Annotated in this window: 16 protein-coding genes; 7 read left to right on the top strand and 9 right to left on the bottom strand. The window is 43.6% G+C overall.

Annotated elements, in window-relative coordinates; translation table 11 throughout:
* Positions 1 to 329 precede the first annotated feature (329 nt).
* From QWZ17_RS24820 to QWZ17_RS24810, 3 genes are all read left to right on the top strand, one after another.
* Entirely contained in the window at positions 330 to 1,775 is a 1,446-nt protein-coding gene (locus QWZ17_RS24820; RefSeq protein ID WP_290308030.1) for an SDR family oxidoreductase, read from the top strand.
* 131 nt (positions 1,776 to 1,906) lie between these two features.
* Positions 1,907 to 2,812 (top strand): TIGR01777 family oxidoreductase, encoded by a 906-nt coding sequence (locus tag QWZ17_RS24815; protein ID WP_290308029.1) that lies wholly within the window; start codon positions 1,907 to 1,909, stop codon positions 2,810 to 2,812.
* The gene (locus QWZ17_RS24810; RefSeq protein WP_290308028.1) at positions 2,805 to 4,118 is read left to right on the top strand and encodes a cryptochrome/photolyase family protein; all 1,314 of its coding nucleotides are present in this window, start codon (positions 2,805 to 2,807) and stop codon (positions 4,116 to 4,118) included. The genes QWZ17_RS24815 and QWZ17_RS24810 overlap by 8 nt, the downstream gene beginning before the upstream one ends.
* A 7-nt stretch (positions 4,119 to 4,125) precedes the next feature.
* Here QWZ17_RS24810 and QWZ17_RS24805 read toward each other — a convergent pair whose 3' ends face one another.
* From QWZ17_RS24805 to ggt, 4 genes are all read right to left on the bottom strand, one after another.
* Positions 4,126 to 5,070: an FKBP-type peptidyl-prolyl cis-trans isomerase gene (locus QWZ17_RS24805; protein ID WP_290308027.1), complete on the bottom strand. Its 945-nt coding sequence runs from the start codon at positions 5,068 to 5,070 to the stop codon at positions 4,126 to 4,128.
* 51 nt (positions 5,071 to 5,121) lie between these two features.
* Complete coding sequence (locus QWZ17_RS24800; RefSeq protein WP_290308026.1) at positions 5,122 to 5,619, bottom strand: FKBP-type peptidyl-prolyl cis-trans isomerase; 498 nt, start codon at positions 5,617 to 5,619, stop codon at positions 5,122 to 5,124.
* A gap of 262 nt (positions 5,620 to 5,881) precedes the next feature.
* Entirely contained in the window at positions 5,882 to 6,325 is a 444-nt protein-coding gene (locus QWZ17_RS24795; RefSeq protein ID WP_290308025.1) for a MarR family winged helix-turn-helix transcriptional regulator, read from the bottom strand.
* 201 nt (positions 6,326 to 6,526) lie between these two features.
* Entirely contained in the window at positions 6,527 to 8,248 is a 1,722-nt protein-coding gene (gene ggt, locus QWZ17_RS24790) for a gamma-glutamyltransferase (protein ID WP_290308024.1), read from the bottom strand.
* Positions 8,249 to 8,492: 244 nt separating this feature from the next.
* Here ggt and QWZ17_RS24785 point away from each other — a divergent pair, with 244 nt between their 5' ends.
* The 3 genes from QWZ17_RS24785 to QWZ17_RS24775 all read left to right on the top strand — a co-directional run bounded on the left by QWZ17_RS24785 (position 8,493) and on the right by QWZ17_RS24775 (position 10,820).
* The gene (locus QWZ17_RS24785) at positions 8,493 to 8,990 is read left to right on the top strand and encodes a hypothetical protein (RefSeq protein ID WP_290308023.1); all 498 of its coding nucleotides are present in this window, start codon (positions 8,493 to 8,495) and stop codon (positions 8,988 to 8,990) included.
* Between the two features lie 292 nt (positions 8,991 to 9,282).
* Positions 9,283 to 10,338: a serine hydrolase domain-containing protein gene (locus tag QWZ17_RS24780; protein WP_290308022.1), complete on the top strand. Its 1,056-nt coding sequence runs from the start codon at positions 9,283 to 9,285 to the stop codon at positions 10,336 to 10,338.
* Positions 10,339 to 10,352: 14 nt separating this feature from the next.
* The gene (locus QWZ17_RS24775; RefSeq protein ID WP_290308021.1) at positions 10,353 to 10,820 is read left to right on the top strand and encodes a nuclear transport factor 2 family protein; all 468 of its coding nucleotides are present in this window, start codon (positions 10,353 to 10,355) and stop codon (positions 10,818 to 10,820) included.
* Positions 10,821 to 10,917: 97 nt separating this feature from the next.
* Here the strand turns inward: QWZ17_RS24775 and QWZ17_RS24770 are convergent, their stop codons facing one another.
* Positions 10,918 to 14,661 carry a S8/S53 family peptidase gene (locus QWZ17_RS24770; protein WP_290308020.1) on the bottom strand — a complete coding sequence of 1,248 codons (3,744 nt, stop codon included), beginning with the start codon at positions 14,659 to 14,661 and terminating at the stop codon, positions 10,918 to 10,920.
* Positions 14,662 to 14,826: 165 nt separating this feature from the next.
* Positions 14,827 to 16,476 (bottom strand): NAD+ synthase, encoded by a 1,650-nt coding sequence (locus QWZ17_RS24765; RefSeq protein WP_290308019.1) that lies wholly within the window; start codon positions 16,474 to 16,476, stop codon positions 14,827 to 14,829.
* 57 nt (positions 16,477 to 16,533) lie between these two features.
* Between QWZ17_RS24765 and gldB the strand changes: the two genes are divergently transcribed.
* Positions 16,534 to 17,568, top strand: a complete 1,035-nt coding sequence (gldB, locus tag QWZ17_RS24760; protein ID WP_290308018.1) for a gliding motility lipoprotein GldB — start codon at positions 16,534 to 16,536, stop codon at positions 17,566 to 17,568.
* A 159-nt stretch (positions 17,569 to 17,727) separates the two neighbouring features.
* Here the strand turns inward: gldB and QWZ17_RS24755 are convergent, their stop codons facing one another.
* From QWZ17_RS24755 to odhB, 3 genes are all read right to left on the bottom strand, one after another.
* Positions 17,728 to 17,922, bottom strand: a complete 195-nt coding sequence (locus QWZ17_RS24755) for a hypothetical protein (RefSeq protein ID WP_290308017.1) — start codon at positions 17,920 to 17,922, stop codon at positions 17,728 to 17,730.
* A 61-nt stretch (positions 17,923 to 17,983) separates the two neighbouring features.
* Complete coding sequence (locus QWZ17_RS24750; RefSeq protein WP_290308016.1) at positions 17,984 to 18,874, bottom strand: DUF4349 domain-containing protein; 891 nt, start codon at positions 18,872 to 18,874, stop codon at positions 17,984 to 17,986.
* Between the two features lie 211 nt (positions 18,875 to 19,085).
* A complete protein-coding gene (odhB, locus tag QWZ17_RS24745; RefSeq protein ID WP_290308015.1) occupies positions 19,086 to 20,660 on the bottom strand; it encodes a 2-oxoglutarate dehydrogenase complex dihydrolipoyllysine-residue succinyltransferase in 1,575 nt (524 codons plus the stop codon).

Raw genomic sequence — 20,660 nt, 5'->3', positions numbered from 1 at the left:
CCTAAACAGGCTGGCTTTAAAGCCGCCTTAATAAAACAAAATTAAAAATTATTTGATAATTAACACAGAATCTCTCTCCGGCTGCGCCGCATAGAGGGGCGAGGAAATTTTGTTTTTTTAAGCCCTCTTTGCGGTTTACCGGAGAGAGGGCAGGTCCAGCGAAGCGTAGACCGGGTGAGTCGTCGCCGATATACAGAGCCTGGGAAAACCCTTTATCCATTACCCCCCAAACCCACAAGAAACAGAGCCCACAGTTGTAATCGCACAGTAATCTTCTTTTAGATATACGCAACCTAAAACAGCCTGCCTTTTAGGTTGTTGTGACTTATATGAAGGTTTTACTTGCCGGTGCTAACGGATATATAGGAACAAGGCTTATCCCTGTTTTGCTGGAGAAAGGGCATGAGGTGGTTTGCCTGGTACGTGATAAGCGCCGCTTTCATGAACAAAGCGATTTTGGCAATAAAGTTACCCTTATTACCGGCGATTTATTGCGCGAACAAAGTATTGAAACCTTTCCTGAAGATATTGATGCCGCTTATTACCTGGTGCATTCCATGTCGCAAGCGGCAGATTTTGCAGCTTTAGAGGCTTTATCGGCCTATAATTTTGTTCACACGTTGGATAAAACCCATTGCAGGCAAACCATATTTTTAAGCGGCATTACCAATGATGATAATCTATCCAAACACCTCGAATCGCGTAGGCATGTAGAGGATGTATTAAAAGAAGGCAAATCGGCCTTAACTGTTTTAAGAGCGGCCATCATCATAGGCTCGGGCAGCGCCTCATTTGAGATCATTCGCGACCTTACCGAAAAATTACCCATCATGACAGTGCCGCGCTGGGTAAAAACCCGTTGCCAACCTATTGGCATACGCGATGTGTTAGGTTACCTGGAAAGCGTAATGCTGAACGAAAAAAGCTTCAATAAAACTTTTGACATTGGCGGCCCGGATATTTTATCCTTTAAAGATATGATGCTCATTTACGCTAAAGTGCGTAAGCTTAAACGGCATATTTTTATCATCCCGTTTCTATCACCTAAAATATCATCATACTGGCTATACTTTGTAACATCTACCAGTTACACACTGGCCCAAAGCCTGGTAGACAGTATGAAAAACGAAACCATTATGCGTGATCATAGCATTGATGATGTTGTGGAACGTAAGTGCATCAGCTACGAGGAAGCCCTTAACCTGGCCTTTGTTAAAATAGAGCAAAACTCTATTGTATCCAGCTGGAAGGATGCGTTGAATCAAGGTTATCTTCACTCGGGTTTTATGGATCAGATAAAAGTGCCGCAAAACGGCACACTGGAGTACAAGGTTAAAATGCCTTTTGAAAGGGAGAGCCAGGATGTGTTTACCAATTTTATGTCGATAGGCGGTAACCGGGGGTGGTACTATTGGGACTGGATCTGGAACATCCGCGGCTTTTTAGATAAGCTGTTTGGCGGCGTAGGTTCAAGGCGTGGCCGTACCAGCAGCATCAATATAGGCCCGGGCGATGTGATTGATTTTTGGCGGGTTTTACTGGCCGATAAACAAAATAAGCGTTTACTGTTATATGCCGAAATGAAATTACCTGGCGAGGCCTGGCTTGAATTTAAAATAATTGAACGCAACGGAAAGAAAAACCTGAGCCAGGTTGCTACCTTTAGGCCTAACGGCCTGTGGGGGCGCTTATACTGGTACGCCATGTGGCCGTTCCACCTGTTTATTTTTAACGGCATGGCAAAAGAAATTATACATTATGGGGAAGGGGTTTAGTTCATTGGTTCACTTGTTCATTGGTTCATTAGTACTTGCAGACGGCAAATGTTCCAGACTCCTGAACTATTTACCAATGAACAAGTGAACTAATGAACTATCCACCAATGAACTAATGAACAAGTGAACTAATGAACAAAAGTATTTTAATAACAGGCGGTTCCGGAGGCTTAGGTGGTCATTTGAGCAGGTTGCTTTTGGCTAAGGGCTATACTGTAAGTTTTTTGAGCAGGAAGCCCGGCAAAAATAAGGATGTAAAAACATACATATGGGATGTGGCCAAAAGTACTATCGATGAACATTGTATTGATGGGGTTGATACCATTATACACCTGGCAGGTGCGGGCATTGCCGATAAACGGTGGACGGATGAGCGTAAAAAGCTTTTAATTGAAAGTCGTACCAAATCAATCAGCCTCATTTATGAGTTGATCGGGAATAGGGCTAATAAGGTTACCTCGGTAATATCCGCATCGGGCATTGGCTATTACAGCGACAGGGGAAATGAGCTGATGACCGAAAATAGTGCCCCTGCAGGCGATTTTTTAGCGCGCTGCTGTGTTGAATGGGAGGCTGCCGTTGATGAAGGCGAAAAATTAGGTTTACGCATCCTTAAGTTTCGTACCGGGGTAGTTTTGGATAAAGATGCAGGGGCTTTGCCTATACAGGCGTTGCCAGTGAAACTTTTTGTAGGTTCGCCCATTGGCAGCGGTAAACAGTGGATTCCATGGATTCATTGGCAGGATGTGGCAGATATGTACCTTTTTGGCATAGAACACACCACGCTTAAAGGCGTTTATAATATGGCAGCCCCAAATCCGGTTAACAATGAACAAATGACTCAGGCTATTGCAAAACAATTACACAAACCCTTGTGGGCACCCAAAGTACCCGCCTTTTTGTTAAAGCTATTGATGGGTGAAATGAGTACATTGGTTTTAGGTAGCACAAAAGCATCTGCACAAAAAATTATGGATGCAGGCTTCAGTTTTAAATATGCTGAATTACCTGCAGCGTTAAAAGAAATTTATGGATAACAAAACCCTGGTAACCATCTTTTGGTTCCGCCGCGATCTTCGTTTAAACGACAATGCAGGTTTATATCGAGCGCTTAAAAGCGGCAACCCTGTGTTACCTTTATTTATTTTTGACAAAGAGATTCTGGATGAACTGGAAGATAAAGACGATGCCCGCGTAACTTTCATTTACAACATCATCGAATCGATTCAGACAGAGTTACATAAACATGGCAGCAGTATGCTGGTAATTTATGATAAAGCCGAACACGCCTGGAACAGTATCATCAAAGATTATCAAATAGCCGCCGTTTATACAAATCACGATTATGAGCCTTACGCCACTAGGCGTGACGATGCCGTAAAAGCAAAACTACACAAACACGGCATCGAGTTTAAAACCTTTAAAGACCAGGTAATATTTGAAAAAGATGAGGTGACCAAAGATGACGGCAAACCATACACCGTTTACACTCCTTACCAGCGCAAGTGGTACACCACGTTGAAACCATTTTACCTGAAAGCCTATCCTACCGAAAAGTATTTACAGAATCTCGTAAAAACCAAATCTTTGTCCATCCCATCTCTTAAAGAAATGGGCTTTGAAAAAAGTAAAGCCGGGTTTCCTGATCAAACATATACCGACGTGATTGCTGACTATGCCGAGAAGCGCGATTTCCCGGCTATCAAAGGCACTTCACATATGGGCCTGCACCTGCGCTTTGGCACGGTGAGCATTCGTGAGCTGGCAAAAACGGCGCATGGCTATCAAAATAAAACCTGGTTAAATGAACTCATTTGGCGAGAGTTTTATATGATGATATTATATCATTTTCCGCATACAATGGATCATGCTTTCAGGCCCGAGTACGACCGCATTAAATGGGTTAACGATGAAGAGCAGTTTAAAGCCTGGTGCGAAGGCCAAACCGGCTACCCTATTGTGGATGCCGGCATGCGCGAACTAAACGCTACCGGCTTTATGCATAACCGGGTGCGCATGATAGTAGCCAGCTTTTTAAGTAAGGATTTGCTGATTGACTGGCGCTGGGGCGAACATTACTTTGCGCGCAAACTGTTGGATTACGAAATGGCCAGTAACGTTGGCGGCTGGCAATGGGCTGCCGGCTCCGGTACCGACGCCGCTCCCTACTTCAGGATATTTAACCCCGAATCACAAACCAAAAAGTTTGATCCGGATTTAAAGTACATAAAAAAATGGGTTCCGGAGTATGCCGATTTTGGCAAATATCCTAAACCCATTATTGATCACGCTTTTGCACGTGAGCGTTGTTTAAAAGCTTTTAAAACGGCTTTGGCTAAATAGTAATATATTAATTGGTGATTGTAGCTATGGTATAATCAAAACGAAGACAATCGTTTACCGAAATACCGGTAGTACCTGTTCTACCATAACCATATCGCGATGGCAGCAATAAAGTAACAGCGGTTCCGGCAGTGTAACCGATAAGTCCTTGGGTAACACCAGAAATGTAGCCGCTACCGCCATTGCCCGAAAAGTCAAATGATGTTGCGGTGGTTGCGTTGTTGCTGTCAAACGCGGTACCGGTTAAAAACAAGCCTGTATATGTAGCAGTAAATGCCGAATATTGGCTAATTGGCTCCGTACCGGTGCCTGGCACCGAAACTTTATAGTAATAACCGCCCGCAGCTTTGGTAAAACCAGTTAGGCTATTGGTTGCCATATAATTTTTGATAACCTGATCATCATAAAGGGTTTGATCGGAGTACACGTTAATATAATAATCAAGACACTGGTTACCGGCAATGCGTGTGTTCACGTTGCTTGAACTGCCAGATCCGTATCCGTTAACGCCATAAGCCAAACGCGATGGAATCAAAATCCTGGCGCGTGTTCCTTTGTGTTTGATTACATTATGAATAGCTAACTGCAAACCTATTGGATAGCCATTTTGGTTAATATGACCCAAAAAGCTATCATAGTGGTTGCTTGTTAACGAATCAACAGAGTTGTATTTGCCATCAAATGATTTTAAGGTAAATACATATTTCACCGTATCTGAATAGGCAAAAGGCGCCCCCGCGGTTGAGCCCTGCGAAAGTATCTGGTAATAAATGCCGCTGGTGTCGCCACCGGTAGTGTCGCGCACCATACCGGTAAGGTTGTTAGCTTTAATATAAGCCTGAATGTTACTATTATCGTATTGGGTGATATTGGGATCGTTTGCCGTTTTGTGACATGACAGCAAACCTACCGTAATAAGAACTAAGAGCGTAAAAGAAATTTGTTTCATCATTTATTTATTACCGGCATTAACTTATTAGGTGATTATGCCTCTTTTTTATCGTTAGTTAGTTATATTATATAACTGTATATTAAAATCAAGCACGGAATTTGCCGGCAAATGTATCGAATCCTGCGCATATGGTCCGTATGCATACCTCGATGGCATTAACAGCCTTATTTTACCGCCTTTTTTTATTTGTGGTATTCCTACCTGCCACCCTCTTATCACACTTCCTAATGTGTATGAGGGGTGAAAATTATTAGTTTGCGCAAAAGTATAACCGGTGGTTAGTATCTGCCCGGTAAAGCCTACCGTTATGGTTGTTGAACTGGTAAACAAATCATTACCAGAACCTCCTTCGCCGCTTTTTACAATGTAGTAAACACCGGTTGTATCAATTCGCTTCGCGCTATCTTCCGGATGGGCTGCTACGTAATCCTTAATGATCTTATCATCAATACCGGCCTGTATGTTATATTGTACCAAGGCATCGGCCGACTTTTTACATGCGCCGCAACAAACCAACAATAGCAATAGCAAAACCGGTAACCTATTCATTTTTCAAAAGGCAAATTTATTCTTTTATAATAGAAAAACGGCAGCTTAACATTTTTTAACACATTGATATTAAAAAAGCCGGACCAACACGTGTTTTCAACAGTAATCATCTTAAGCAAAACGCATTATCCACATAAAAATTACTTTGTAGTCATCAGGGCTGCGCCGTCATTGGGTCATTTCGCTGCGCTGTCATTTCACCGCGTGGTCATTATCCTGCCAGCATAAGTTAATGACGCTAAGCAAATGATCTAATGACCAATTAAGGTTTATAATTAAGGGTAAGTTTGTTGATCTTCTTCAGCATATCTGTGAGGTATTGTTTATCGGCTTCGCTGATGTGTGAATCGAGGTAGTTATTGAATTGTTTTACCACCGCACGGGCCTGGTGGCGCTTTTCTTTGCCCAAATCGGTCAGGTAGATTTTTACAGAGCGTTTATCGCCGGCGTTTGACTCCCGGTATATGAGCCCGGTTTTTTCCAGCTGACTAAGCATCCTGGATAAACTGGTTGATTTTAAACCCAGCAAAGCAGCAGCCTGCGACACCGTGGTGCCCTCTTTTTCGTCGATATTGATGAGCAAATAGCCGATAGATTGTGTAATACCAAACTCGGTAACCAACTGATTATATCTGTTAGCTACGGTTTGCCACACGATCTTCAAAAAATAATCGATGGTTTCCTGGTGTTTTACGCTGTTATGCATGCATACCAAACGTAAGAAATGCTAATTGATTACACAAATCTAAATGTTTATGAACGTTCATTCGTTCACTGGTTCATTAGTTCATTAGTCTTGTCAGATGGAATGCTTCATCAATCTTTTGTGGCGACGATAAAAAAGCACTTCCACGTTTTGTTAATGAACTTTTCACCAATAAACTAACGAACCAGTGAACCAATGAACTTAATACCCCATCTTCGTATCATCCCCTCTCGGGTCGGCACCGCCTTCGTAGTAGCCCCATTGGGTTTTAAGGATGGCATCTACGCGACCTATGGCACTTCTGTCGCCTATTTTATAGCCTTTGTTTTGTAGCTTAATGATGGTTGTGGTATCAACGCCCCCTTTTTCAATAGTGACTACATCCGGCAGCCATTGCGAGTGGAAACGTTTAGAGGCTACCGCCTGCTGCATATTTTGGTTAAACTCTATCACGTTCAATATGGTTTGAAAAACCGAGGTGATAATGGTTGATCCTCCCGGCGTGCCTACTACCATAAACAGTTTACCATCTTTTTCAACAATAGTGGGCGTCATGGACGATAGCATGCGTTTGCCCGGCTGTATGCTGTTGGCTTTACCACCAACTAATCCGTACATATTTGGTACGCCGGGTTTTGAGCTAAAATCGTCCATCTCGTTATTCAATAGAAAGCCTGCACCCTTTACAAAAATTTTAGAACCATAGCTATCATTTAAAGTTGTGGTAATGGATACCGCGTTGCCCTCCCTATCTACAATAGAATAATGGGTGGTTTGGTCGCTTTCATAACCCACAAATGTACCCGGTTGAATGCTTGTGCTTGGTGTAGCCGCGTCCCAGCTAAAAGTACTCATGCGTGCTGCTGTGTAGGCCGGTTTAAGCAGGCTATCAACGGGTACTTTAAAAAAATCCGGATCGCCAAGGTATTTTGATCTGTCGGCGTAAACACGACGCTCGGCCTCCACAATCAGCCTAATAGTTGAGTCCTGGTTGTAACCGTATCTTTTTAACGGATATTTTTCAACCGACTGCAGTAATTGCAATAACGCTATGCCCCCGCTTGATGGTGGCGGCATGGTGATAATTTTATATCCTTTATAAGTGCCAATAATAGGGTTGCGCCAAACGGAATGGTAGTTTTTCAGATCTTCTTTGGTAATCAAACCGTCGCCACCTTTCATCTCGGCTACAACTTCATCTGCTACAACGCCATCATAAAAACCATCTCTGCCTTTATCGCGGATGGCCTCAAAAGTTTTGGCAAGATCCTCCTGCACCAGTACATCGCCCTCTTTCCAGCCGCCTTCTTTTAGCAGGTAAGTTTTCCCGGGATTAAGTTTTGTAAACTCGGCTGCATTATGATTTAAATCATTGGCGGCGCGTTTGGTTAGTTTAAAGCCGTTACGGGCAAGGTTTACCGCAGGCTGCACCAGGTCGGCCCATTTAAGTTTGCCATATTTTTGATGTGCTGTAAACATGCCATCAACAGAGCCTGGCACACCGGATGCTTTATGGGTGTACAAACTCATATCCGGAATCACATTACCGGCCGAATCAAGGTACATATTAGCGCTTGCGGCGCCCGGGCCTTTCTCCCTAAAATCGAGCGTATTGGTTTTGCCATCTTTCGACCGGAAAACCATAAAACCACCACCGCCAATATTGCCGGCTTCGGGATATACCACTGCCAACGCGAATTGCACCGCAACGGCAGCATCAACAGCGTTACCACCCTTTTTTAAAATATCAATACCAACCTGCGCCGCGTCGGGGTAAGCGCAAACCACCATACCGTTGCGGTATTGGCCGCTGTTATTAACGCTTAATTGCCCTTGTACGCAGCCGGTTTGTACAAAAAAAGTCGCCGTTAAAAACAGCGTTAAGTATCTTCTATCCTTTATTTTAAAGCTATATCCAGTCATCTAAAACTTTTTATTTTCACTAAAGTAATCTATTTACCTGCATAAAACCAGTAAAAGCAACTCAATATTTCAGGTTGAAAATCAGTAAAATGAATACTAAACAAGGTAGTTTTTTCATTACAAAACCATAAAACCTTAATTCTGGCGTTTATTTACCTGAACATTTGTGCCCAAACGGGGTTAAATCAACGTTAAGCCGGTGTGCCTTTACATTACCTGTTTATTGTTTACTAAAAACTACTACATGAAAAAACTAACTTACCTGCTATTATTTTCGGCCTCATTATTATTTGTCAGCACGCGCTCGCAGGCACAGGATTATAAATTTGCCGCCGGTCTTAAATTTGGCGCTTATGAAATCGGTCCATCCGGAAAATTCTTCCTTGATAAAACTACTGCCATTGAAGGCATCTTAGGCATCCGCGACCACGGCCTGGTGATAACCGGTTTATACGAAATCCATACCCAGGCCTTTAATGTTGATAAGCTGAATTTCTTTTACGGCTTTGGTGGCCATGCCGGCTCAATGGGCAGCGGCTATTACAAACGTTTTGGCAGCGACGCCCAGTATTACAAAGACCGTCACCTGTTATTAGGTGCCGATGGTGTTTTAGGTTTGGAATGGGTAATTCCCAACAGCCCGATAGCCGTAAGCCTTGATCTGAACCCACGCCTTGAAGTAGCTACCGGACCATTTTTTGATATAGCGCCGGGTGTTGGGGTTAAATATACTTTTCAGTAAATCCACTGCCCTTTAAGTAAAAAACTATTAATTTTTCACATTTAGGAGAAGGCCTGTCGCGTTTGCAACAGGCCTTCTCTTTTGGGAAGGATTTAGTAGCTGTTAACATAACCTGCATTATATTTCTTTAACAGAAAACCAGCATTCAAGTATGCCTCACTCATCTGTTAACGTACAGTTATTGTACGCTAACGATACAATAATTCAAAACACTCATTTTTATAATCAACTAATAATCAAATAATAAAAGCTTCGGCACACACTTGGTCTATCCAGTTTTAAATTTGATAATATGATGTTACAGCGTACAAGTTTATCTTCATTTAAAGTCATCACACTATTAGTGTGGGCTTCATTTTACACCACGACTACTGAGGCACAGGTAGCAGATTCGGTCATTATAAGGCTTATGCACGAAAAGCATATTCCGGCATTAGGGTTAAGCTTTATTGATAACGACAAGGTAATATTATCAAAAGTTTATGGCGAACTTAAAGCGGGGGTGCCGGCCCCTGCAAATACAGTATTCAATGTAGCCTCCATTACCAAAACTGTAACCGCTATGATAACGCTGCGGCTTGTTGACGCGGGCAAATGGGATCTGGATGAACCTATTTACCACTACTGGACCGACCCGGATATTGCAGATGACCCCAGGAGTAAAAAACTTACCACCCGGCATATTCTTACACATCAAACAGGGTTTCCCAATTGGCGCTGGCAAACGCCGTCAAAAAAACTGGCCTTTGAGTTTGAACCCGGCTTAAAGTTTCAGTATTCTGGCGAAGGGATGGAATATTTGCGGCACGCGCTTGAAAAGAAATTTAACCGTTCATTAGAACAGCTGGCCGATTCCCTGATCTTTGGCCCCTTACACATGAATGATACGCATTTGGTTTGGAATGCCACCATGCTGAGTCATTTTGCAGTTCCTCACAACAGCAAAAGCGAGGCTTTGGAAATTGTTAAAAACAATGAACCAAGTGCGGCAGATCAAATGAAAACAACGGTGGCAGATTACAGCAGATTTTTAATTTGGATAATCAACGGCGCAGGCCTGTCCCAACCGCTTTATCATAAAATGACCAGCCCGCTATCTAAAATAAAAGACAATAAGTTTATGGGATTGGGTTGGGTAGTTTACCCGGCTTTAGGCGGCCAATTTGGTTTATCGCATAGTGGCATCGACGCGGGAGCAAACACTATTGCGTTTGTTTTGCCACAGTCTAAAAGAGCCCTCCTCATTTTCACCAACTCAGATAACGGACCTCAAATATATTCCGATCTTGTACATGGATTTTTGAAAGCACAAGGAGATGCTATCATATCCACCGAAATGAAAAATTGATAAAACACTATAAAATGAAAACACTCAACAAATATTTTGCCGCGGCACTTTTAATAACCACCGCTTTTTTTATAGATAGCCATGCCCAGGCGCAAACATCGGGGGTATTGTTCAATGAGATTGCGCATGCAGATTCGCTCCAATTTGAGGCCTTTAATGCCCGTAACCTTGACCAACTGATGAACTATTTTGATAACAGCCTTGAATTGTATCAGGACAATACCGGCGTGCGAAACTTTGACCAAACCAAACAGGCTTTCGGCGGCCTGTTTAAAATGAGCTACGTTTTAACCCGAAAACTAATTCCCGGAACAATGGAAGTGTATCCCATTAAAGATTATGGCGCTATTGAAACCGGACAACACACTTTCTCGCATGTAGAAAATGGCCAGCTGCAAACATTTACATTTAAATTTATGCAAATATGGCAAAAAAAAGATGGCGTTTGGAAGGTAACCCGCGAGGTTACCTATGGGCATTAATATGGTGATGGCTGTTTAAAAGCAGCCATCGTTATTTGATAAACCGAATGGCGTTTATATGAAACTACGGTAGTTAAGTCAGACCGGGCCATGCGCCTTAATGTACCACAATCACCTTTTTCCCGTAAGCTTTACTCCCCAACACCACTTTTACCACGTACACGCCCGGCGGCACATTGCTCACGTTAAGCACGGTGCTAAAATCACCAGCGGACAAACTTTGTTTATTGGTGATCACCGTTTGCCCTACCGAATTTACGAGTGACAGGTTCAAATCTGTTGCTGTTTTGGCATTAAATACCACGTATATATTGGTACTTGATGGTACCGGGAATACCGTTAAACCAATATCTGTTGATTTATCTACGTTGGTAGCCGTTCGGGCATAGGCAAATACATCTGATATGGCTACGCAGCCGCTGGCTAAGGTATCCGCCACCTGGTAATTACCGCTTTGCAAAGGATCAAATGTAGGTCCGGTAGCACCCTTTATAGGGTTACCGCCCAACAGCCACTGGTTGCCCGTTGCTATGCTTGAGTTTAGCGTATTGTTGCTTTGTACAATTACGGGCTTTGTTAAAGTAACCGCCTTACGTGCGGCAGATGCGCAGCCCAGGCTTTGCACCTTCATATCATAAAAATAATAGTAAAAGCCTTTATAATAGGTGGTATCTGACGCGTTATCGCCGGTAGCATCGTTCCTGTAAATGCTAAAAACATTGCCTATGCTAAACGGATAGCTGGTTACACCTGCATTGTTGCGGTAAATAGTGGCGTTGGCATCATAATCAATAGCGATGGAATAATTACCTGCGGCAGGTAACTCCAGGTTAAGATCGTACACTTTGCCTTGGTCGGCAGGGTCATCGGCCTGCGCGCCGGGCAATGGTGTGGTACGCGTGGCCTGGGCATTTATAGTAGTGGAGGCTACAATTTGCCCGCTACTGTTACTTACATTAAAAGTTATCTTACCAGAGTTACCAATGTATAAACGCGCGCTTTGTATCACTACCGGCACCTTGGTATTTATTAATACCGATGGCGTAAACTGGTTGTAGCCACCACCTGTAAATACATTTTTGGTAGCCGGGCCAACCGTTCCTTTAAAATCATTTACACCCGCGTAATATGTATTGTTTATCGGTGGCGTTGTGGTATTTGCAGGGCTACCTGCGGCGATAGGCACCGCATCGTTAACATTTTGATACCAAAGTAAAGTACCATCGCCCTGGCCCGATAGCAGGTATTGCTTACTATCGGTACAATAATAAGCGCTCAGATCCCCAATGGCCGATGGTGAGTTGATAACGATGGTAGTACTTAGCGTGTCATTGGTTTTTACAGGATCGCCGGTTAAACTACTAAAGGCAGTAATGGTATAGGTTGCCCCTGCAACGGCGTTAAAGTTTTGGTTAAAAGTAAAATCGTCCTCTTCGCCAGATGCCAGCGTGCCTGTGTAGGTGCCGGTAAAGGTGCTTACTGTATTATCGGTAGCAACAATTTTAACTGTCAACGGAATATTGCTGATAGCCGCGCTGCCAAAGTTTTTAACTTTGATAGTAACCGGCGTACTTGCCGAACAAGCCCCACTTGAACCCGGATTAACTATGGCCGATATCCCCGCATCAATACTAGTTTGTAAAAACTGTACCCTGTAATCCTGGGTTTCGCCTTTGGCATAACTACCACAGGCCTGTATAACAGATGCATCACTGGTTTCGGTTAGTACCACCCGCATCAGGCTAAATGTTCCGGCGGCTACACTGGCCGGTATTTTTATGTTGGCCGTGTAAGTGCCGGTGGCATTAATAATGCCTGTTGTGGCTACCAGTTCATTAGCCTCAAATACTCCGTTTTCGTTATAATCTATAAATACTTTGGCTGCCTTGTTAAAGTTATTGCCGCAGGTACCCAGCGTAATGCTTAAAGGATATGTTTTATCTTGCTCCAGCTGAACGGTTAAATTGGTATAGTCGGAATAACTGGTGCAGCCTGCTGCCGGCGTATTATTGATATTGACCAGCGTAACATTATTTATGCGCGAGTCGGCACTGCTTAGCGGGGCCGATGAGCAATAGGCCGTGCCACCCATGCCGGTAACTATCAGAGAATAAGCCTGCGAACCAGACGATAGCGTACCTTTATGCGATACCGTAATGGTATAAGCCTTACCTGGTACAGCATTGGCTATATACACTTGCTCCACATTATCCCTGATGTTATTGCCCGTAGTAGCCGCCGCCGATGGATGATCGGGATCTAATACCCAGGCGTTATAAGTTGTGGTGCCATCACTCACTTTAATATCCAAATCATTTACCAGTTTTGGTGTACGGCTATTGATGGTACCATCGGGTGATACCGTACCCTGCGGATCTGTCCAGGATATGGTGGCAATCAGCGCATCTGATCCCGAAGCAAGTACATTAAATGTTTGACTTTGGCCCTGGTTAAGTGTATTCTCTTTAATTAAGCTTTTGCTGCCGTTATCTGTAATGGCCTGGGCGGCTTTGGCCATATTTAGCAATCCCCAGCCATAAACATAATCCGGCCCAACATTGCCCCCATCAAAGGCGGTATGGCACACCAATCCCTTTAGGGTGGCTGCCCGCATAAAAGTGCTGTTATTTTGTTTGTAATAATACTCCTGCAACAGGTATAATGAGCCTGTGATGTTGGGCGCAGCCATTGACGTGCCCGACAGCGTAAGATATGCCGAACTATTGGCCACCCCTACCGATGTTACATTTACGCCATCGCCCACAATGTCCGGTTTAACACGGCCGTCATCAGTTGGGCCCCAGCTACTGAAATAAGCAATGCTCAAATCCTCACGCTTTGACGGACCTGACGGTAATGGATTTATCGCCCCAACCGTAAGTATATTTTTGGCGTTACCAGTGGTACTGATGATATCATAACCGCTGTTATCGCTAATGTTTGATGGCCTTGCCCCTTTGTTTACCAGGGTTTGATCGGTGCGGCTCCGGTAGCCATAATAATTAGCCCCTACCGCCGGCCCGTTACTGCTCCTCGCGTTACCTGCCGATTCTACGATCAAATAATTGGGCGCGGTATAAGCTATTTTATCCCATGACTGCGCGCGGGTATCATAAAACCCAAAAGTATAATCAACGGTATCGCCGGGCAGTCCGTACCATTCCCAGCGGTTATCGGTATCGTTATAATCCCATCCGGCTACATCGCCATAAGAGTGGTTGGAAAGTAACAACCCCGATGCGGCGCTGCTCATTTCAGATACATCATTATCAAAATCCAATGAAAGCAATGAGCTTGCGTTAAATGCCATGCCTTTTGCCGGCGCATATACGCCTTTGGCTATCATAGTACCGGCCACGTGGGTAGTATGATCCAATACCGATGCACCGTCTTTTATAGTAATGGTTTTCCCCGCAAATTCCTGGTGAGCCGCATACACCGATCCGCCATCCCAGATAGCCAGCTTACCAACCAAATTGGCGCTTGATCCGGATAAGTTTAACCCCAATGAACCGCCCGGTTGCACGGTATTGGTGCCAGTTGTAGCGGCGGCGGTAGTATTATTATGAGTAATTAAATAAGTAGGAAATCCTAAACTGTTTACACCCTGCAAAGAAAGCAGGTTGCCATTTTTCGACCGCCTTTTTAAGGGCCAGCCGCGCTCGGTTGCCAGGGAAAGCGCTTTTTGCTTACCAGCGGTATAAGCATTGCGTAACTGGGCGGAAAAATTATCCAATTCAGCCTTTTTTGATTCGCTTACCAACGACTGTTGGGCAACTACTTTGCCTGCCGCGCACAGCAAAAAAACAGGAACAAAGATTGCCGCGTATAGTTTATTCATAGGCTTGAAATATAGGCATTTTCAAAAGAAAAAAGAATCGGGAGTCGACAATCAGGAACTAAGAGTCGACTAATTCCCCAAACGCCTCAATTCGCCATTTCAACTATACACATACCCCACAACAATTAACAATTGCAGCCAAAAAAGTCTTGATACTTGATACTACTAAGAAAGGTACTTTCCTACAATCGGCATCCTGCGGCCCATACCAAAAGCCTTTGGCGATACCCTTAATATCGGTGGTGTTTGATAGCGTTTGTGCTCGGCGGAGTTGGTGAGTTTAATCACCCGGCGAACGGTGGCCTCGTCATACCCCATTTTAATGATTTCGGCCGATGAGCGGCGGTATTCAATATACTCTTCTAATATTTTATCCAGCACATCATACTCGGGTAATGAGTCGGTATCTTTTTGATCGGGCCTTAATTCTGCCGACGGCGGTTTCACTATGGAGTTAATCGGTATGATCTCTTTATCCCTGTTAATATAGCGTGCCAGGGCAAACACCTGCGTTTTATAAACATCGCCAATTACAGAAATACCGCCGCACATATCGCCATATAAAGTACCATAACCAACAGAGGCCTCGCTTTTATTGCTGGTATTAAGCAATATATATCCAAATTTATTGCACATAGCCATTAGCAAAATAGCCCTGCTGCGCGATTGGATATTTTCTTCGGCAATGTTAAACGGTAGGTTTTTAAACTGTGGGCTTAGCGAAGTTTCGATAGCCTCGGTAATATCTTTTATGGCGATAGTTTCGCTTTTGCAGCCTAAATTGGCTACCAAATCTTCGGCGTCTTTCAGTGAATGATCTGATGAGAAACGCGACGGCAGCAATACGGCCATCACGTTTTCGGCACCCAAAGCCTCAGCCGCCAAAGCGCAAACCACTGCCGAATCGATACCACCCGATAACCCCAATATAGCTTGCTTAAAGCCCGATTTATAAAAGTAATCACGGATGCCTAAAATAATTCCGTGGTGAATTTGTTCAATATCGCCGGGGCGCTCGGTTTTTAAGGTTGTGGGATGGTCAAACGTAATGGCGTTATCGTCCGTTAAAGTATAGTAAGCCAGGCTTTCTTCAAAGTATGGCATTTCGTCAACCAAGTTACCGGCGTTATCAAACACCAATGATCCGCCATCAAAAATAAGTTCGGTTTGCGCGCCTATATTGTTTACGTATAGCAATGGCAGTTTATACCGGCTGGCATTATCGCTCAAAATAGCAATCCGCTCTTCATCATGATTATACGCAAATGGCGAAGCCGCAATATTAATCATCACATCCGGCTGCTGATGGATCAGGATATCCATTGGCCTGGTGATGTATAGCGGATTTTCAATGGTATTCCATAAATCCTCACAAATGGTAAGCGCTATCTTTTTACCCTTAAATTCAATACAATCAAACTCTGTTGATGGCTCAAAATAACGGTACTCATCAAATACATCGTAATTTGGTAACAAAGCCTTATTTACAACAGCTTTAATTTTTCCATTCTCGATAAAGTAAGCCGAGTTATTCAAATCCTTGCCTTCGGTTTTATTATTAAATGTTGGCAAACCAATAATACAGGCAATATCCTTACAAGCTAAAGCTATTTCCTGCGCCGATTGTTCACACAGACCAATAAATTCATCAAACTCTAAAAAATCGCGCGAGGGGTAACCGCACACACACAGTTCGGCAAATACAACAAGATCAGCACCTTGCTGTTTGGCCTTATTAACATGGTCAATAATTTTAGCGGTATTTGACTCAAAGTTACCTATATGATAGTTAAGCTGGGCTAATGCAATTTTCATGGATGGTATAGTAACGTATTAATGCAAATAAAAATTATTTTTGCTCAAAGGATAAAAATGATAACTAACCGGTATAAAGCAAAGCAAATTTACTTAATTTTTTTTATCGCCTTCGTATTAGTGTCGTGCGGGCGCAATAAAAAGGTGGATGTAAGTAATATTAACCTGGAGGTGAAGATAGAACGGTTCGACCGTGATTTTGACCAGATGCGCACAAAACCGATGGCTGCCGAGGCTATAGCGCTCCACAATAAATACGGTGTATTTTACCAGGATTTTATTGAACGCATCTTACCGGCAGGCAGCCTGCGCGATACGGGCTATTTTAAAACCCTGCACACCATTTTTAGCAATAAAGACTATAAAGACCTTTACCACGATGTAGAAGCCGCCTACCCTAACATGGATAAGCAAAACGCCGAACTTACCCAGGCTTTTAAATACATCAAATATTATTACCCTCAAAAGCGTATTCCGAAGGTTTACGCCTACTTTTCGGGCTTCCAGGCGCAAACCTCTATCGGCGATGGTTACTTCGGTATCGGGCTCGATTTATTTTTGGGCAACTCCCGGTTTTACCCTGCCATAACCAACGCCTTTCCGCATTACCTGTCAAGGCATTTTACTGCCGAGAACATTACACCACGCGTAGTTGAAGGTATTGTACGCGAGGATATGTTCCCCGAGGATGACAACGACAAAACCCTGCTATCTAAAATGATTTACAACGGCAAGATCATGTACTTTATGGATAGCATCCTGCCCGATGTTGGCGACACTACCAAAATGATGTACACTACTGAGCAATTGAAATGGTGTAATGATTTTAAAGCGAAAATATGGGGTTACTTTTTGGAAGAGAACCTGCTATACGAAACTGACTATAACAAGATCCAGAAATTCCTGACCGAAGCGCCGTTTACCCCCGGTCTTGGCGAAAAAAATGAATCGGCTCCCAAACTGGCCGTATGGACAGGCTGGCAAATTGTTAGGGAATACATGGATAAACACCCCGATGTTACCTTACAGCAGCTGATGGTTAATAAAGACGCCCAGAAAATATTGAACGAATCGAAGTATAGGCCTAAGTAGGCGGCGAAGCCCCCCAGCCCCCTGAAGGGGGAGCTTTTTGATTTGCATGGCAGCATGCGTAATTATCCCGAATAACAGAAAAGCCCTGACTATTGCCAGGGCTTTTCTGTTTAATAATATATATTTCCGACACTCTCCCTTTAGGGGGCCGGGGGGCTCTTATTTCATTATGTCAAACACTGCTTTTAAAGCAATGCCGGCACCAACTGCCAGTGCGATGTTACCGATAACTGAAAAATAGGTAGAGTTTTCGTCGCCCGCAAAGCGTATAAATACACCAAAGATGCCTATAACAATTGCTACAACTAATAATTTGTAATGTTTCTCTGCGTTAGCGTTTTCCATTGACTCCATGATACCGATATTTTTTGTACCGCAAAAATAGAAATGTTTAGCGAAAATGCTACTAAAAAATTTATGATTTTATAGTGCCGAAAAATGAAGGGTGTTTCCTTTTATAATATCTGAATAACAACCATAAAGCAATAGCCATCAAAACAAATACCCAAAGGTTTGCAAGCGCCAAAACAAACTCTGTAAACATAAACCATCCGTAAGATAGTGAATTAGCTAAACGTTTTGCAAAAGGCAACTGATAAGCTGATGGATCATCATTAGCGATGGTTTCTTGTAAAATGGTATTACTCTCATAAAAGTTTAAGGTAATCACGCTAAACTTAACTGCGGCATCTATTTTAAGATTGTCTATCTGTCCATCAACCATATCATCTTTTAGAGCCAATACGTTGATTGGATTTTTAATAATGACTTTACCTTTCTTTTGCTGGTCTACCAATTCTTTGCGACTGTTCAGTTTCAACTTTGCTGATAAAAAATCGAGTGATTTATCTTCAATATCCATTTTACTAAACGTAACATGCGTACCCATATGGGCCACCTGGTTCATAAACTCTTCCAATTTATCCGAAGGTACTTTAATAGTCATATCCTCCGAAGTGTTGAATGCAGATACCCGTCGAAGAGAATCATCACTAACACGATAATCCCGGCTCCCTTGATTTGACGATTCCATTTGGTGATGCATTACCATACCATTTGTTTTAACAGCGAGCGCTGTTATTTTTTCAGCTGTTTGCTGCACGCTTTTTACTTTAAACCGCATATCTGCCGATTTTACAAGTTTTGGCGCTACCGATAAAGAAGTATCGGCAAATGCCTTACTATCCACGCTTGTCGAATCGGCGCTACTGCTATTATTAATCGCTTCATACTTTGAACTGCCACCTTTACAAGCTCCCAGCAGCAATACCCCCACCGCAAGGGCAGGTAAAATTTTGATTTTCATGATGTTAATTTGTTTTTTGGTTACTATTTATACCGAAAATGGCGGTTAGGTAACCCTATTGTCTGAATCAGAATTTACAGAATTAAAAAATTAACAGAATTTAAAGCATAGCGTGTAAGTATTCTGAAAATTCTAAAATTCTGTCAATTCTGATTCAGACAAAAAAAGCCCGGCTTTCGCCGGGCTTTCAAATATGGTATAGAAAGAGTAATTAAACTCCTAACAGTAATCTTGCAGGATCTTCCAGTAATTGTTTTACACGTACCAGGAAGCTTACAGACTCGCGACCGTCAATGATGCGGTGATCATATGACAGGGCCAGGTACATCATCGGGCGGATCACTACTTGTCCATTTACGGCAACAGGGCGCTCAATAATGTTGTGCATGCCCAAAATAGCCGATTGTGGCGAATTTAAGATTGGGGTTGACATCATGGAACCAAACACACCACCGTTGGTGATGGTGAATGTACCACCGGTCATTTCGGGGATAGTCAGTTTGTTTTCGCGGGCTTTGCCTGCTAAAACCACAATGGCTTTTTCAATTTCGGCAAGGCTCATGCTATCGGCATTACGAATCACGGGAACAACCAAGCCTTTAGGAGCTGATACGGCGATAGATACATCAGCGTAGTTACTGTAAATGATCTCTTCGCCTTCAATACGGGCATTAACAGCAGGCCAATCTTTCAGCGCCTCGGTAACCGCCTTGGTGAAGAACGACATGAAGCCTAAGCCTACACCGTGTTTCTCTTTAAATTTATCTTTGTATTTACCGCGCAGTTCCATAATTGGCTGCATATCTACCTCGTTAAAGGTAGTTAGCATGGCGGTTTCATTTTTAACAGCTACCAAACGTTTGGCAACTGTTTTACGCAACGAAGTCATTTTCTCGCGTTTTTCGCTACGCTCGCCAGCAGCAACAGGCGCGGCAGCAGGAGTTGGAGCAGCAGCAGGTTTGGCGGCAGGAGCGGCTTGTGCACCAAGCGCATCTCCTTTAGTGATACGACCATCAACACCAGTACCATTTACACCTTTAGGGTCGACACCTTTTTCCGCTAAAATTTTAGCAGCGGCAGGTGACGGTGTGCCCGACGCGTAAGTAACGCCTCCGGCGGCAGTAACAGCGGCACCTCCGCGTGGAGATTCATCAGCAGCGTTAACAACAGCCTGGGTAACCGGGATAGACGCGGCGGTAGCGCCAACACCTTCAATAGTGCAAACAACGGCACCAATTGGCAACACATCGCCTTCTTTGGCTATGGTTTTTAGTACACCGGCTTTTTCGGCGGTAAGTTCAAAAGTAGCTTTGTCTGATTCCAGTTCGGCAATGGCTTCGTCCATTTCAACGGCATCGCCATCTTTTTTAATCCAGCGTGATAAAGTAACCTCTGTGATTGATTCACCTACGGTTGGCACTTTAATTTCTAAAGAAGCACCACCTGCAGCAGGTGCAGGCGTAGCAACCGGCGCAGCGGCAGCAACAGGTGCAGGCGCTGTGGCCGCAACTTCGGCTTGTGGTTGAGCGGCAGGTGCAGATGCAGCAGCGCCGCCTTCTTCAATATTGGCAACTACAGCGCCAATAGCTAAAACATCGCCTTCGTTGGCAACAGTTTTTAAAACACCTGCTTTTTCGGCAGTTAATTCAAAAGTGGCCTTATCCGATTCTAATTCGGCAATAACCTCATCCATTTCCACGTGATCGCCATCCTTTTTTTTCCAGCTCGATAGGGTTACTTCAGTAATTGATTCGCCCACCGGCGGAACTTTGATCGCTAAACTCAT

Origin of the sequence: Mucilaginibacter flavus (genome assembly GCF_030409315.1) — a bacterium.
Taxonomy (GTDB): Bacteria; Bacteroidota; Bacteroidia; order Sphingobacteriales; family Sphingobacteriaceae; genus Mucilaginibacter; species Mucilaginibacter flavus.
Note: the sequence above shows the minus strand (reverse complement) of the source record. Positions and strands in the feature narration are given on the sequence as shown.